The sequence below is a fragment of the Cupriavidus sp. CP313 genome (genome assembly GCF_054072015.1).
In genome coordinates, this window is the sequence record NZ_JBSVZB010000005.1 from 61,692 (window position 1) to 77,301 (window position 15,610).

General features: G+C 68.6%; 14 protein-coding genes. 10 read left to right on the top strand and 4 right to left on the bottom strand.

What is annotated here, in order from left to right; genetic code table 11:
• Positions 1 to 97: 97 nt before the first annotated feature.
• Entirely contained in the window at positions 98 to 1,648 is a 1,551-nt protein-coding gene (locus tag ACW4E8_RS08895) for an aminotransferase-like domain-containing protein (RefSeq protein WP_456804163.1), read from the bottom strand.
• Positions 1,649 to 1,732: 84 nt separating this feature from the next.
• On the opposite strand from ACW4E8_RS08895, the gene ACW4E8_RS08900 reads away from it, so the two are divergent.
• The 8 genes from ACW4E8_RS08900 to ACW4E8_RS08935 are packed head-to-tail and all read left to right on the top strand — an operon-like array spanning position 1,733 to position 7,553.
• Positions 1,733 to 2,410: a VOC family protein gene (locus tag ACW4E8_RS08900; RefSeq protein ID WP_456804164.1), complete on the top strand. Its 678-nt coding sequence runs from the start codon at positions 1,733 to 1,735 to the stop codon at positions 2,408 to 2,410.
• Between the two features lie 34 nt (positions 2,411 to 2,444).
• Positions 2,445 to 3,158, top strand: coding sequence for an alanyl-tRNA editing protein (locus tag ACW4E8_RS08905; RefSeq protein WP_456804165.1), 714 nt, complete (start codon positions 2,445 to 2,447; stop codon positions 3,156 to 3,158).
• Positions 3,158 to 3,796: a LysE family translocator gene (locus ACW4E8_RS08910; protein WP_456804166.1), complete on the top strand. Its 639-nt coding sequence runs from the start codon at positions 3,158 to 3,160 to the stop codon at positions 3,794 to 3,796. Before ACW4E8_RS08905 ends, ACW4E8_RS08910 begins: the two co-directional genes overlap by 1 nt.
• Before the next feature lie 46 nt (positions 3,797 to 3,842).
• Positions 3,843 to 4,826, top strand: coding sequence for a DMT family transporter (locus tag ACW4E8_RS08915; protein WP_456804422.1), 984 nt, complete (start codon positions 3,843 to 3,845; stop codon positions 4,824 to 4,826).
• 11 nt (positions 4,827 to 4,837) lie between these two features.
• Complete coding sequence (locus ACW4E8_RS08920) at positions 4,838 to 5,296, top strand: RidA family protein (RefSeq protein ID WP_456804167.1); 459 nt, start codon at positions 4,838 to 4,840, stop codon at positions 5,294 to 5,296.
• 7 nt (positions 5,297 to 5,303) lie between these two features.
• A complete protein-coding gene (locus ACW4E8_RS08925) occupies positions 5,304 to 5,633 on the top strand; it encodes a DHCW motif cupin fold protein (RefSeq protein WP_010813560.1) in 330 nt (109 codons plus the stop codon).
• A 52-nt stretch (positions 5,634 to 5,685) separates the two neighbouring features.
• Positions 5,686 to 6,876 (top strand): aminotransferase-like domain-containing protein, encoded by a 1,191-nt coding sequence (locus ACW4E8_RS08930; protein ID WP_456804168.1) that lies wholly within the window; start codon positions 5,686 to 5,688, stop codon positions 6,874 to 6,876.
• 32 nt (positions 6,877 to 6,908) lie between these two features.
• The gene (locus tag ACW4E8_RS08935) at positions 6,909 to 7,553 is read left to right on the top strand and encodes a glutathione S-transferase family protein (protein WP_456804169.1); all 645 of its coding nucleotides are present in this window, start codon (positions 6,909 to 6,911) and stop codon (positions 7,551 to 7,553) included.
• A gap of 34 nt (positions 7,554 to 7,587) precedes the next feature.
• Here the strand turns inward: ACW4E8_RS08935 and ACW4E8_RS08940 are convergent, their stop codons facing one another.
• Positions 7,588 to 8,241, bottom strand: a complete 654-nt coding sequence (locus tag ACW4E8_RS08940) for a LysE family translocator (RefSeq protein WP_456804170.1) — start codon at positions 8,239 to 8,241, stop codon at positions 7,588 to 7,590.
• 411 nt (positions 8,242 to 8,652) lie between these two features.
• On the opposite strand from ACW4E8_RS08940, the gene ACW4E8_RS08945 reads away from it, so the two are divergent.
• Positions 8,653 to 10,335 (top strand): L-lactate permease, encoded by a 1,683-nt coding sequence (locus ACW4E8_RS08945; RefSeq protein WP_456804171.1) that lies wholly within the window; start codon positions 8,653 to 8,655, stop codon positions 10,333 to 10,335.
• Between the two features lie 161 nt (positions 10,336 to 10,496).
• A complete protein-coding gene (locus ACW4E8_RS08950; RefSeq protein ID WP_456804172.1) occupies positions 10,497 to 12,326 on the top strand; it encodes an ABC transporter ATP-binding protein in 1,830 nt (609 codons plus the stop codon).
• Positions 12,327 to 12,394: 68 nt separating this feature from the next.
• Here the strand turns inward: ACW4E8_RS08950 and parC are convergent, their stop codons facing one another.
• Together parC and ACW4E8_RS08960 are read right to left on the bottom strand one after the other, a co-directional pair.
• The gene (gene parC / locus ACW4E8_RS08955; RefSeq protein WP_456804173.1) at positions 12,395 to 14,737 is read right to left on the bottom strand and encodes a DNA topoisomerase IV subunit A; all 2,343 of its coding nucleotides are present in this window, start codon (positions 14,735 to 14,737) and stop codon (positions 12,395 to 12,397) included.
• A 72-nt stretch (positions 14,738 to 14,809) separates the two neighbouring features.
• Positions 14,810 to 15,607: a lytic transglycosylase domain-containing protein gene (locus ACW4E8_RS08960; RefSeq protein ID WP_456804174.1), complete on the bottom strand. Its 798-nt coding sequence runs from the start codon at positions 15,605 to 15,607 to the stop codon at positions 14,810 to 14,812.
• Between the last annotated feature and the right edge of the window lie 3 nt (positions 15,608 to 15,610).

Here is a 15,610-nt window from a genome sequence, read left to right on the forward strand (position 1 = left end):
CTGGAAAGTGGGTGTGGCCACGGTCATGTGGCCGGTGCCGCCAGACATAGGGCCGCCCGGGCCATTTTTCAAGGCCCGGGTGCTGCCGGGGTGTGACTTACAGGCGCTCGAGCTGGCGCGCCAGGAAGGCCAGCATGTCCGGGTGGCCGCTGCTGGCAACGTTGAAGCGCATCCAGCCCGACGGCATCTGCGACGGCGAGAACAGGCTGCCCGGGGCGAACAGGTAGCCCTCTTCATGCCCCGCGGTGGCGATCGCGTTGGTATCGCGGCCGGTATCGGCCCACAGGTACATGCCGGCGTGCTGGCCGGGAAAGAGCCGCAGGCCCAGGCGCTCCAGCTCACGCCGGGTCTCGTCGCGGGCGCGGTCCAGCCGGGTGCGCACGCGCTCCACATGCTTGCGGTAGTGGCCCTCGGTCAGCACCTTGTACAGCACGCGCTCGTTGATCTCCGGCGTGGCCAGCCCCGCCAGCAGCTTGCTGTCGGTCAGCGCCGACGCCATCTCCGGGGGCGCGGCGATAAAGCCCACGCGCAGGTTGGCCGCCAGCGTCTTGGAAAAGCTGCCCAGGTAGATCACCCGGCGCAGCTGGTCCAGGCTGGCCAGCCGGGTGGCGGCGTGGCCGGGCGGGCACAGGTCGCAGTAGATATCGTCCTCGACGATCAGGAAGTCGTACTGCTCGGCCAGGCGCAGCAGCTGGAAGGCCTTGGCCGCCGACAGCGAGGTGCCGGTGGGGTTGTGCAGCACCGAGTTGATCACGAACAGCTTGGGCCGCCGTGCCTGCACGATGCGCTCCAGCGCCCCCAGGTCCGGCCCTTCGGCGGTGTACGGCACCCCGATGACCTGGGCGCCCTGCGCGGCAAAGCGGCCGAACATCACGAACCAGGCCGGGTCGCCCACCAGCACCGTGTCGCCGGGCTGCAGGTAGAGCCGCGCGATCAGGTCCAGGGCCTGGGTGATGCCCGAGGTCAGCACGATCTGCTCGGCGCTGGCACCGATCTCCAGTTCTTCCAGCCGGGTGCGCAGCTGCTGGCGCAGCGGCAGGAACCCCTGCGGCGTGCCGCTGGCCAGGAAATGGTTGCCGGGCTGGCGGCCCAGCCCGCGCAGCGCGCTGGCGATCAGTTCGCCGTCGAGCCAGTCATTGGGCAGGAAGCCCAGCCCGGGCGCCTTGTGTGCCTCGGCGGTATGGAACATGCTGCGCAGCAGCCAGGTCACGTCGATATTGCGCGCCGCCGCCACGTTGCCGGACACCGGCGCCGCGGGCGCGGCCGGGGCGCGCTCGCGCACGTAGAAGCCGGAGCCGCGGCGCGATTCCAGGTAGCCCAGCGCCACCAGCCGCTCATAGGCCTCGACCACGGTAAAGCGCGAGATGCCCTTTTCTTGCGCCAGCTGCCGGATCGACGGCATGCGCATGCCGGCGCGGAACACGCGCTCGTCGATGCGCATGCGGGCCCATTCGGTCAGCTGCTCGACCAGCGTCATCTGCGCCGAGGGGATCGGATCCGGGAAGCGCTCGGTGGGCGGCACCACCAGCCGCAGCGCGCGGCCGGAGGCATGCCCCGATGTGCTTTGGGCGTCGCCTCCGCTATCCTTCTGACGGGCGACGGTGGCGGTGTCGCTGCCGGCTTCGCCATCCCTGCTGTTGGCATCCATGTGCTGCTCCTGCAACTGTACTGAATACGATCCGCTCAACTGTACCGGTACTGTACCGACTACCTTGTCTACCATCAAGCCAAGATGAAGCTCACCCTCGATCACCTCGTCATCGCCGCGCTCGACCTGGACGCCGGCACGGACCATGTTGCCGGCCTGCTGGGCATTGCGCCCCAGGGTGGCGGTGCGCACACGGCCATGGGCACGCACAACCGCGTGCTGGGCATGTTCGGCGGCGTCTACCTGGAAGTGATCGCGGTCGATCCGGCGGCAACGGCGCCGACCCGTGCGCGCTGGTTCGGCCTGGACACCGAGGCCGTGCAGCAGCGCCTGCGCGACGGCCCGTTCCTGCTGCACTGGGCCGCGCGGGTGGAACGCCCCGCCGACCTGGGCCGGTGGCAGGCGCAGTATCCGGAGCGCATCACCCCGGTCATCCCGATGACCCGCAGCGGCCTGCACTGGCGCATCACCGTGCCCGAGGACGGCAGCCTGCCCGCCTGGCCGGGCGAAGCCGACAGCGCCGGCGACGGCCTGCTGCCCAGCCTGATCCAGTGGGACGTGGCCAGCTACCCCGGCGTCAGCCTGCCGCGGCAGGACCTGGCGCTGCGCAAGCTGTCCGGGCGCCACCCGCGCGCCGAGCTGCTGCGCCAGGGGCTGGCCTGGCTGGGCGCCAACCACCTCATCGCCATCGAGCAGGCCGACGGCCCGCCCGAACTGATTGCCGAAATCGAGACCGCGCAGGGCATCCGCACCCTGCGCTAGCCACACCCAGAATAAGCCCACAAGGAGACCCCCGATGTCCGCCACCCGCAAGCGCTTCGACGAAGACCCCTACCTCGACCACTGCACCGCCACCGTGGTGGCGGCCAGCGCCGAAGGGATCGAACTCGACGAAACCGTGTGCTACGCGCGCAGCGGCGGCCAGGCCGGCGACACCGCCACGCTGGCACTGGCCGACGGGCGCGCGCTCGCCATCGCCGACACCATCTACGCTGAGGACCGCAGCCGCATCCTGCATGTGCCCGCACCGGATGCGCCGCTGCCGCGCGTGGGCGAGCGCGTCACCGTGACCATCGACTGGGCGCGCCGCCACAAGCTGATGCGGCTGCATACCTGCCTGCACCTGCTGGGCTCGCTGATCCCGGTGCCGGTGACCGGCTGCGGCATCTCGCCGGAGTCGGCGCGCGTCGACTTCGACCTGCCGGAATCAACCCTGGACAAGGCCGACCTGACCGAACGCCTGAACGCGCTGATCCACGCCAACACCGCAGTGCGCACCACGCTGATCACGCCGCAGGAACTGGCCGCCCAGCCCGAGCTGGTGCGCACCATCGGCGCCGCGCCGCCGGCGGGCACGGCCAGCATCCGCATCATCGAGATCCCCGGCGTGGACCGCCAGCCCTGCGGCGGCACGCACGTGGCCAACACCAGCGAGATCGGCGCGGTGGTGGTGACCAAGATCGAGAAGAAAAGCCGCACCAACCGGCGCGTGGTGGTTGCGTTCGCGTGATGGCGTCCGGCTTGCTCACCGGCCTGACGGCCGCGCAGTTCCTGGCCCTGCTGACCCTGCTGACGGTGGGCCTGTTCACGCCCGGGCCCAACACCACCATTGCCGCGGTCACCGGCGCCAACTTCGGGCTGCGCGCCACGCTGCCGCACTGCGTGGGCGTGGCCTTCGGCTTTGCCAGCATCCTGGCGCTGTGCGCGCTGGGCGTGGGCGCGCTGATCCTGGGCCAGCCCGCGCTGGCCGCCATCGTGCACCTGGCCGGCGTGGCCTACCTGCTGTGGCTGGCGTGGAAGATCGCGCGCAGCACGGTGCTGGCGCAGAAGCAGGTGCTGCGCCCGCTGAGCGTGTGGCAGTCGGCGGTGCTGCAGTACGCCAACATCAAGGCGTGGATGCTGGCGCTGGCGGTCGCGGCCTCTTACATGACGGGCGCGCCCTCGCCGGTGCAGCGCGTGCTGCTGGTGTGCGGCGTGTTCGGCGTGCTGGGCTTTGTCAGCAACGGCGTGTACGGCGTGCTGGGCGCGTCGCTGCGGCAATGGCTGCAGCAAGGCCAGCGCGTGCGCTGGTTCAACCGCGCCATGGGCGCGGCGCTGGCGCTGACCGCGCTGTGGATTGCGGTCAGTGCCAGCCCGGGCGTGCACTGACACCCGGCGATCCGATTCCGAGCCAATGACAACCAAGAGCCCGACCATGCCCACCAGCCGCCCCGCTTCACCGCCACTGACGTCTGCCCCACCGGCCTCCGGCGGCATGCTGCTCGGCTTTGTCGGTGTGGCGATCTTCAGCCAGACGCTGCCGTTCACGCGCATGGCGGTGGCCGAGCTGGACCCGATCTTTGTCGCACTGGCGCGCGCCGTGCTGGCCGCGCTGCTGGCGCTGGCGCTGCTGGCCTGGCGCGGCGCGCTGTCCGCCAGCCGCCGCCCGCACGGCGGCCAGTGGCCGCGGCTGGCCGTGACCGCGCTGGGCGTGGTGGCGGGTTTCCCGCTGTTTTCTTCGCTGGCGATGCGCGAGGTGCCGGCCAGCCACGGCGCCATCGTGATTGGCCTGCTGCCGCTGGCGACCGCGGTATTCGCCGCCTGGTTCGGGCGTGAGCGGCCGTCGCCGGCGTTCTGGCTGTCGGCATTGGCCGGCAGCGCACTGGTGGTGGGCTTTGCCGTCTGGCAGGGTGCCGGCGGCCTGCAGCATGCGGACTGGTACCTGTTCGCCGCCGTGGTGCTGGGCGCGCTGGGCTATGCCGAGGGCGGCAAGCTGTCGCGCGAGCTGGGCGGGCTGGAAACCATCAGCTGGGCGCTGGTGGTGTCGCTGCCGGTGCTGGTGCAGGTGGTGGCCTGGCTGACCCTGCGCGACCTGCCGGCGATTGCCGCGGCGTCGCCGCGCGCCTGGGGCGGCATGGCCTATGTTTCAGTGTTCTCGATGTTTGTCGGCTTCCTTTTCTGGTACGCCGGCCTCGCAAAAGGCGGCGTGGCCCGCGTCGGCCAGATACAATTGCTGCAGCCGTTCCTGACGCTGGCGGGCGGCGCGCTGATCCTGGCCGAGCCGCTTGACGCCCCCACCATCGCCTTCGCGGTGGCGGTGATCGCCGTCGTGGCCCTCGGCCGCCGCGCCGCCGTGCAGCAAAGCGCACCTGCCCCCGCCCCGGAAACGCCACCGATCCTCCCTGGACGCATTCACTGACTGGAGCCTACATGTCCGTCTACGACACCCTTGCCCGCCTCGGCATCGAACTGCCGGCCGTCAACGCCCCCGCCGCCGCCTATGTGATGGCCGCGCAAACCGGCAACACCGTGTTCCTGTCGGGCCATATCGCCCGCAAGGACGGCAAGGTATGGACCGGCAAGCTGGGCAAGGACATCGATACCGAGTCCGGCAAGGCCGCCGCGCGCGCGATCGCCATCGACCTGCTGGCCACGCTGCACGCGCATGTGGGCGACCTGAACCGCGTCACCCGCATCGTCAAGCTGATGAGCCTGGTCAACTCGACCCCCGAATTCACCGAGCAGCACCTGGTCACCAACGGCGCCTCGGAGCTGCTGGCCGAAGTGTTCGGCGACAAGGGCAAGCATGCGCGCAGCGCCTTCGGCGTGGCGCAGGTCCCGCTGGGCGCCTGCGTCGAAATCGAGATGATCGCCGAAGTGAAGGCCTGAAGCCCGCATGCGCATCGACAACCTGCCCTTCGGCACCACCGACTGGTCGGCCATCGCGCCGACCCGCCACCCCGGCGAGCAGGGCGAGGCCACTTGGCGCACGCGCCAGTTCGGCGACATCCGCGTGCGCATGGTCGAATATTCTCCCGGCTACCTGGCCGACCACTGGTGCAGCAAGGGCCATATCCTGTTCGTGCTGGACGGCGAGCTCCATACCGAGCTGGAAGACGGCCGGCAGTTCGTGCTCGGCGCGGGTACCAGCTACCAGGTAGCCGACCAGGCGGAAGCGCACCGTTCTTCTTCGCCGAAGGGCGCACGACTATTTATCGTTGACTGAGCGGCAGGCTTGCCGCTCAGCCCAGAATCCCCCAGACCACAAGAGACACATCATGAAATGGGCCATCTCCCGCCGGGCGCAGCAACTGACCAGCTCGGCCATCCGCGAAATCCTGAAGGTCACCGAGCGTCCGGAAGTCATTTCGTTCGCCGGCGGCCTGCCGTCGCCGGCCTCGTTTCCGGTAGCGGCCATGGAGGCAGCGACGGCCCGCGTATTCGCCGACAACCCGCAGGCGGCGCTGCAATACGCCGCGACCGAAGGCTACCTGCCGCTGCGCGAGTTCGTCGCCAAGCGCCATGGCGCGCCGGTCGAGCGCGTGCTGATCACCACCGGCTCGCAGCAGGCACTGGACCTGATCGCCAAGGTGATGATCGACCCGGGCAGCAAGGTGCTGGTGGAAACGCCCAGCTACCTCGGCGCGCTGCAGGCGTTCTCGCTGTTCGAGCCTGAGTTCGTCTCGATCCCCAGCGACGACAAGGGTCTCCTGCCCGAGGCGCTGACGCCCGAGCTGACCGCCGGCGCGCGCTTCCTGTACGCCCTGCCCAACTTCCAGAACCCGACCGGGCGCCGCCTGCCGCTGGATCGCCGCGAGGCACTGGTGGCCCGCGCCAGGGAACAGGGCGTGCTGCTGGTCGAGGACGATCCCTACGGCGCGCTCAGCTACACCGGCGACCAGCTGCCCAGCCTGCTGTCGATGAACCCGGACGGCGTGATCTACATGGGCTCGTTCTCGAAGATCCTGGCCCCCGGCATGCGCCTGGGCTATGTGATCGCCCCGCCCGAGCTGCACTTCAAGCTGTGCCAGGCCAAGCAGGCGGCGGACCTGCACACGCCGACCTTCACCCAGCGCGTGGCCTACGAGACCATCCGCGACGGCCTGCTCGACACGCATATCCCGACCATCCGCGAGCTCTACGGCAAGCAGTGCCAGTACATGCTGGACGCGCTCAAGCGCCATATGCCCGAGGGCGTGACCTGGAACGCGCCCGAAGGCGGCATGTTCATCTGGATGGAACTGCCCGAGGGCCTGGACAGCATGGTGATCCTGGAAGAAGCCGTGAAGCGCAACGTGGCCTATGTGCCGGGCGCGCCGTTCTACGCCAGCAACCCGAAGCGCAACGCGCTGCGCCTGGCCTTTGTCACGGTGTCGGCCGAGCGCATCGAGCAGGGCGTGGCCATCCTTGGCGAGCTGTTCCGCGAAGCCATCGCCGCGGCCGCCGCCAAGCAGGCGCGCGCCGCCTGAGGCCACGGGCGCACATCACCACAGGAGCCGACATGTTGCGTATCTGGGGCCGACTCTCCTCCATCAACGTGCAGAAAGTGGTCTGGTGCGCGCGCGAGCTGCACCTGGACCATGAGCGCGTGGATATCGGCGTGACCAAGGGCGACCTCGACACCGAGGCCTATGTGCGCCTGAACCCGAACCGCCAGATCCCCGTGATCGAGGATTTCCGCGGCACCGATGTCGGCGGCGAGCCGTTCGTGCTGTGGGAATCCAATGCGATCGTGCGGTACCTGTGCGCGCGCTACGGCGAAGGCACGCTGTGGCCCGAGGACGTCAAGGCACGCGCCTCGGCCGACCGCTGGATGGACTGGCAGACCACCGCCTTCAGCCCGGCCATGGTGACGGCGTTCCTGAACCTGGTGCGCAAGCCAAAAGCGGAGCGCGACGAGGCTGCCATCCAGGCATCGTGCGAGCGCACCGAGCCGCTGTCCGCGCTGCTGGACAAGGCGCTGGCCGGGCGCGAGTTCATCGGCGGCGACCGCTTCACCATGGCCGACATCTCGCTGGCCTGCGCCACACACCGCTGGATGGGGCTGCCGCTCAAGCACCAGCCGCGCCCCGACCTGGAGCGCTGGTTGAGCGCGATGCGCGCCCGCCCCGCCGCGGACGGCATCCTGGAACTGCCGCTGCGCTGAGCGGCGGCAGTTTTTTCTTTCCTGCGGTCCTGCCTTACTTCGCCCCGCGCGAGCCCGACGCCGCGGTAAATACCCCCAGCCCGATAAACGCCACGCCGGTCAGGTAGCGGCCGAACGCGCGCGCCCTGCCGGCGCGGCGCAGTGCCGGCATCACCGCGGCGGCGGCCATCACATAGCAGGCATCGGTGGTCGCGGCGATCAGCACGAAGGCCACGCCCAGCGCCAGGCTCTGCGTCAGCGCCGAGCCTGCCGGGTTCATGAACTGCGGCAGGAAGGCCGCAAAGAAAATCGCGGTCTTGGGATTGAGCAGCGCCACCACGAAACCGTCGCGCACCACCTGGCGCAGGCTGCGTGGCGCCACCTCCGCCGTGCCGCCGTCAGCCGCCGCGCCGCCGCCACGCAATGCGCGGATGCCCAGCCAGATCAGGTAGGCCGCCCCCGCGTACTTGACCACCGAAAACGCCAGCGCCGACACCGAGAACAGCACCGCCAGCCCCAGCGAAGCGCCGATCGCGTTGCCCAGGTTGCCCAGCGCCACCGCGCCGATCGAGGCCAGCCCGGCCTGCCGGCCCTGCGCCAGCGTGCGCGTGACGATATAGACCACGGCCGGGCCGGGCGTGATGGCCAGCACCAGGCTGGCCAGCACGAATGCGGTCAGTAAAGGCCAGGGGGGAAGGAATTCGGTCATGGGCAGCCTCATTCAATGGTTGGATGCGGGCAGCGCGCCCGCGGCATGACGCCCGCCAGTATGCGCCGACCGCCGGCGCTTGCGCCAGTGCCGGCATGGCTGCCGGGCCAGTCATGCGAGCCGGTGGCAGGCACGCAGACTTTTGCAACAGGCGCCGTTTAGAGTACTCTGGCCGGTGTGCCTGGAAGGCACCACGTGCGCCGCAATGCCCCCCAGGGAAACCCTGATCCCTGAATGTGGCTCATGCCAGGCATGACGCAATGTACGGCAGCGACCACGGAACCCGTTCCTACAATCGCTGGTTCTTTCCCGCGCGCGGCGGATGCCGCTCGCCGGTGCAAAGCGCATGCACGGCGCCGAGGGCACGCAGATCGTCCCGGCGCCTGAGCCAACCTGAGGAGGACATCGATCGTGTGGAGTCAAGTCTATGACCCGCTAGGCAATATGGCGCTGTCGACCATTGCCGCGGGCGTTCCCGTCGCCGTGCTGCTGGCAGCGCTGGCGTTCTTTCATATGCAGGCCCACCTGGCGGCCGGGCTGGCGTTGCTGATCGGCATCGTGGTCGCCTCCACGGTGTTCGGCATGCCGGCGGCGATGGCCGGCAAGGCGGCGGGGCTGGGCATCGTGTCCGGGCTGTTCCCGATCGGCTGGATCGTGCTGAACATCATCTTCCTGCACCGGCTGACAACCCTTAATGGGTCATTCAAGGTCTTGCAGAACTCGATCTCCGGCATCACCGAGGACCGCCGCCTGCAGCTGCTGCTGGTGGCGTTCAGCTTCGGCGCCTTCTTCGAGGGTGCGGCCGGCTTCGGCACGCCGGTGGCCGTGACCGGCGCCATCCTGATCGGCCTGGGCTTCTCGCCGCTGGCCGCCTCGGGCCTGGCGCTGATCGCCAACACCGCGCCGGTGGCCTATGGCGCGCTGGGCGCCCCGATCATCGGCCTGGCGTCGGTGACCGGGCTGGACCTGCTCGACCTGTCGGCCATGATCGGCCGCCAGCTGCCGTTCTTCTCGGTGATCGTGCCGTTTTGGCTGATCTGGGCCTTTGCCGGCTTCCGCGGCATGCTGGCGATCTGGCCGGCGATCCTGGTGGCGGGCGTGAGCTTTGCAATCCCGCAGTTCCTGGTGTCGAACTTCCACGGCCCGTGGCTGGTGGACGTGATCGCCGCGCTGGTGTCGATGGGCTCGCTGACGCTGTTCCTGAAGGTCTGGCATCCGAAGGAGATCTGGACCTCGACCAGGATCCTGGGCCGCCACGACGACTCCAAGGTCGACCATCCCGAAGCGCTCGAAGCCGATGCGCGCGCCAGCGCCGCCTCGGTCGGCATCTCGGTGGCCAAGGCCTGGATGCCGTGGGTGATCCTGACGGTGTTCGTCTTTGTCTGGGGCGTCCCCGAGTTCAAGAAGCTGATGGATAGCCTGTGGGCGTGGAAATTCCCGATCCCGGGGCTGGACAAGGCCATCGTCAAGGTGCCGCCGGTCGTGCCCAAGGACGTCATCGAAGGCGCGGTCTTCAACTTCAACGTGCTGTCGATGGCCGGCACCGGCATCTTTGTCTCGGCCATCGCCGGTGGCCTGCTGATGGGCTACTCGGTGCCGCGCCTGTTCAAGGAGTACTGGGAAACGATCAAGCTGGTGCGCTACTCGCTCTTGACCATCTGCGCGATGTTCGGCGTCGGCTACCTGACCCGCTACTCGGGCCTGGATGCCACGCTGGGCCTGGCATTCGCCCACACCGGCGTGTTCTACCCGCTGTTCGGCACCATGCTGGGCTGGCTGGGCGTGGCGCTGACCGGTTCGGACACGGCCTCGAACGTACTGTTCGGCGGCCTGCAGAAGACCACCGCGGAGCAGCTGGGCCTGTCGCCGGTGCTGATGGCCTCGGCCAACAGCTCGGGCGGTGTGATGGGCAAGATGATCGATGCGCAGTCCATCGTGGTGGCCTCCACCGCCACCAAGTGGTACGGCCACGAGGGCGACATCCTGCGCTATGTGTTCTTCCACTCGATCGTGCTGGCGATCCTGGTGGGCCTGTTCGTGACCCTGCAGGCCTACGTGCCGCCGTTCACGCATATGGTCATCCACCACCCCTGACCCTTCAGCAGTTTCCGCGCTGCGATTCAGACAAGGCCCCGCCCCTGGCGGGGCTTTTCCATTGTGCAAGGCGCGTATCATGTTGTGTCTGATCCGCCGCACGCGCGCCCCCACATCCCACGAAGACGCCGGGGCGCGCCGGGCACAACGGGAACCCTGCCATGTTGCGTCGCCTGGAAAGACTGATCGACCCCTTCCGGGGCATGCCCGACCACGAGCCGCCCGGCCAGGTCTGGCGCTTCTATGCCTGGTACCTGCGCGAAGTCTGGGGCGTGTTCGCGCTGCTGTTGCTGGTGGGCCTGGTCGGCGCGCTGATCGAGGTGGCGCTGTTCAGCTTCCTCGGCCGGCTGGTCGACATGGCCCAGACCACGCCCGGCGCGGAGTTCTTCAGCCGGCATCGCAATGAACTGCTGTGGATGGCGGCGGTGGCACTGCTGCTGCGCCCGATCTTCTTCGGCCTGCACGACGTGCTGGTGCACCAGGTCATCAACCCCGGCCTGGCCAACCTGATCCGCTGGCAGAACCACCGCTACGTGCTCAAGCAGAGCCTGTCGTTCTTCCAGAACGACTTTGCCGGGCGCATCGCGCAGCGCATCATGCAGACCGGCTTCTCGCTGCGCGACTCGGCCGTGCAGGCGGTGGACGCGATCTGGCACGTGGTGATCTATGCGGTCAGCGCGCTGGTGCTGTTCGCGCAGGCGGACTGGCGGCTGATGATCCCGCTGCTGCTGTGGATCGTCTGCTATGTGGCTGCCCTGCTCCATTTCGTGCCGCGCGTGAAGCAGCGCTCGGTGGTGGCCACGGAGTCGCGCTCGCGGCTGATGGGACGCATCGTCGACGGCTACACCAATATCACCACGCTCAAGCTGTTCGCCCATACCCGGCACGAGGAAGACTACGCGCGCGACGCCATGGCCGATCAGACCGACAAGGTGCGCCTGGCCGGACGCATGATCAGCGGCATGGACATCACCATCACCGCCATGAACGGCGCGCTGATTGCCGGCACCACCGGGCTGGCGCTGTGGCTGTGGAGCGAGGGCCATGTCACCACCGGCGCGATTGCGCTCACCACCGGGCTGGTGATCCGCATCAACAATATGTCGGGCTGGATCATGTGGGTGGTCAACGGCATCTTCGAGAATGTCGGGCAGGTGCAGGACGGCATGAAGACGATTGCCGTGCCGCGCGTGGTGACCGACCGCGCCGACGCGAAGCCGTTGCGCGTGACCCATGGCGAGGTCCGCTTCGAGCAGGTGGGATTCCACTACGGCAAGGGCTCAGGCGTCATCGAAGGCGTGGACCTGACGGTGCGCCCTGGCGAGAAGATCGGGCTGGTCGGCCCCTCCGGCGCCGGCAAGTCGACGCTGGTCAACCTGCTGCTGCGTCTCTACGACGTCGAGCGCGGCCGCATCCTGATCGACGGCCAGGACATCGCCGCGGTCACGCAGGAAAGCCTGCGCGCACAGATCGGCATGGTCACGCAGGACACCTCGCTGCTGCACCGGTCGATCCGCGACAACCTGCGCTACGGCAAGCCCGCCAGCACCGAGGCTGAACTGGCCGAAGCCCTGCACCGCGCCCGCGCCGACGAATTCACCCCGCACCTGATCGACGCCCACGGCAATACCGGGCTGGAGGCGCAGGTCGGCGAGCGCGGCGTGAAGCTGTCAGGCGGACAGCGCCAGCGCATTGCCATCGCGCGCGTGCTGCTCAAGAATGCGCCGGTCCTGATCCTGGACGAAGCCACCTCCGCGCTGGACTCCGAAGTCGAGGCTGCGATCCAGGAAAGCCTGGAAACCCTGATGCAGGGCAAGACCGTGATCGCCATCGCACACCGGCTGTCGACGATTGCGCGCATGGACCGGCTGGTGGTGCTGGACAACGGCCATATCGTGGAAAGCGGCACGCACGCGCAATTGCTGGCGCACGGCGGGCTGTATGCGCGGCTGTGGGCGCACCAGACCGGGGGCTTCGTCGGCGTGGATTGAGTCGTTGCCTGCCGCCGGCAAAAAAATCGGCCCTGCAATGCAGGGCCGATTTGCCGGGCGGTCGCGGGTCAGTTGCCGCTGGCTGGCGGCTCGATCCGCACCGGATCGATGCGCGGCTCCTTGAGCCTGGCCTCGATTGCCTTGCCCTTGCGCGCGCGCTTGCCCACGTAGGCCTGCAAGGCCACGCCTGCCAGCTTCTGCGAGGTCGGCTTGCCGCCGCGCCCCACGCCCGAGAGCATCAGCCCCGGCGCGCCGACGCCCACTGCCTGCAGCAACTTCTCCTTGGGCTCCAGCTCCATCAGGATCACGCCGCGCCCGCCTGCGGACAGCACCTTCACTTCATCGAGCGCCACCAGCAGCAGGCGGCCGTTGCCGGACAGGCAGGCCGCATGAGTCGCCTCGTCGCCCAGCGGCGCCGGCACCAGCGGCGTGTCGCCGTCATCGAGCGTCAGGAACGACTTGCCGCCCTTCTGCCGGCTGATCATGTCGCCCACCCTGGTCTGGAAGCCATTGCCGCCCGCGGTGGCAATCAGCATGCGCTGCTCGGCAGCGCCCGCGAAGGTATGCGCGACCTGGCTGCCGGGCTGCAGCTCGATCAGCGTGGTGATGGGCACCCCGTCGCCACGCCCGCCAGGCAGGCTGGCGACCGGCACGGAATAGACCCGGCCGTTGGTGCCGAAGGCCAGCAGCACGTCGACGGTGCGGCATTCGAAGGTGCCGTAGAGCGCGTCGCCGGCCTTGAAGGTGAACTGCTGCGCATCGTGGCCATGGCCCTGGCGCGTGCGCACCCAGCCCTTCTGCGACATCACCACCGTCACCGGCTCGTCGACCACGCGCACTTCGGCCGCGGCGCGGCGTTCTTCCTGGATCAGGGTGCGGCGCGGGTCCTTGTCTTCCGGGCTGTACTGCTTGGCGTCGGTCTCGATCTCCTTGATGATGCGGCGGCGCATCATGGTCTCGGACTTGAGCAGCACGTCCAGCTCGGCCTGCTCTTCGCGCAGCTCCTTGAGCTCCTTCTCGATCTTGATCGACTCGAGGCGAGCCAGCTGGCGCAGCCGGATTTCCAGGATGTCCTCGGCCTGGCGGTCGCTCAGGCCGAAGGCCTCGATCAGCGCCGGCTTGGGCTCGTCGCTCTCGCGGATGATGCGAATCACCTCGTCGATATTGAGCAGCACCAGCATCCGGCCTTCGAGGATATGGATACGGTCCTCGACCTTGCCCAGGCGGTGGCGCGTGCGGCGCGTGACGGTGTCGAAGCGGAACGCGATCCACTCTGACAGGATGTCGCGCAGGCCCTTCTGGCGCGGGCGCCCGTCGGTGCCGATCATCACCAGGTTGATCGGCGCGCCGGACTCCAGGCTGGTATGCGCCAGCAGCGTATGGATGAACTCCTGCTGGCCGACGTTCTTGCTCTTGGGCTCGAACACCAGCCGCACCGGCGCATCCTTGCCCGATTCGTCGCGCACCGCATCCAGCACTGCCAGTACGGTGGCCTTGAGCTGCTGCTGGTCCTGCGTCAGCGCCTTCTTGCCGGTCTTGATCTTGGGATTGGTGATTTCCTCGATCTCTTCCAGCACCTTCTGCGCCGAGGTGTTCGGCGGCAGTTCGGTCACCACCAGTTGCCACTGGCCGCGCGCCATCTCCTCGATGGTCCAGCGCGCGCGCACCTTCAGGCTGCCGCGGCCGCCTTCGTAGATCTGGGCGATATCGGACACCGGCGAGATGATCTGGCCGCCGCCCGGATAGTCCGGCCCCGGCATCAGCGCCAGCAGCTCGGCCAGCGTGATATTGGGATTGCGGATCATCGCCACGGTGGCCGCGGCGACTTCACGCAGGTTGTGCGGCGGGATCTCGGTCGCCATGCCCACCGCGATGCCCGAGGCGCCGTTGAGCAGCACGAACGGCAGCCGCGCCGGCAACAGCCTGGGCTCCTGCATCGAGCCGTCGTAGTTGGGGGCGAAATCGACCGTGCCTTCATCGATCTCATCGAGCAGCAGCCGCGAGATCGGCGTCAGGCGCGCTTCGGTGTAGCGCATCGCCGCCGCGCCGTCGCCATCGCGCGAGCCGAAGTTGCCCTGGCCGTCGATCAGCGGGTAGCGCAGCGAGAAGTCCTGCGCCAGGCGCACCAGCGCGTCATAGGCGGACTGGTCGCCATGCGGGTGGAACTTGCCCAGCACATCGCCGACCACGCGCGCGGACTTGACCGGCTTGGCGTCGGCGCGCAGGCCCATCTCGTGCATCGCGAACAGGATGCGCCGCTGCACCGGCTTCTGGCCGTCGGCCACCTCGGGCAGCGCGCGGCCCTTGACCACGCTGACGGCGTAGTCAAGGTAGGCGCGCTCGGCGTAGCGCGCCAGCGTCAGCGAATCGGCCGGCTCTTCAGGTTGAAACGTGATGTCTTGTTGTTCCATGGGTAGGCAAGAATTCGGCGCGCCACGTTGAACTGCCGGCGCGCCGGGTTGCTTGTTGTTCGGGTATGCCGGTCAGGGCATGGCGCGACGCCCGCCGATGACCATCTTCACGCGCGGGCCGTCCGCGCTGGCGCTGGCGCGCTTGAGCACCGCGCCCTGCTGCGGCTGGTACAGGCGGTAAAACTGCAGCACGGTGCTGACATACTGCTGGGTCTCCGGGTAAGGCGGAATGCGGTTGTTGTAGCGCTGCACCGCGCCCTCGCCGGCGTTATAGGCAGCCAGCACCAGCTCCAGGTTGTTCGGGAACAGCTGCATCAGCCAGCTCAGGTAGCGCACGCCCGCGGTGATATTGGTGCGTGGATCGGCCAGCTTCTGCTCGACGGTGCGGCGCGCATCGGCGCTCACGCCAAAGCGCGCGCCGGTGTCGGGGATCACCTGCATCAGGCCGATCGCGCCCTTGGGCGACACCGCGCCCGGGTTGAAGCCCGACTCCACCGCCATCACCGCCTTGACCAGCGCGGGATCGACGTCCTGCTTGCCGGCGATCTGGTGGATCAGCGGCTCGACGGTCTTGATATTGGGATGGTTGACGACGTAGCGGTACAGCTTGTGCTGCTCCAGGTCGATGTCCGCGCCAGCGGCCGCCTGCGACTGCCGCGCCGCCAGGCGCGCAGTATCCAGCTTGCCGCCGTCCTTCATGAACAGCTTGTAGCGCGCGTCGAGCTTCTGGTCGGCAAAGTGCGCCACGCCGTCGGCATCGATAAAGCCCCACAGCTCGGCATGCGCCGCCGGCACGAAGGCGAGCCCGGCCAGCGCCACGACGGCTGCCGCCGCCTTGCGCCATGGTTTGCCGGGAATTCTCGTCGTCATCGT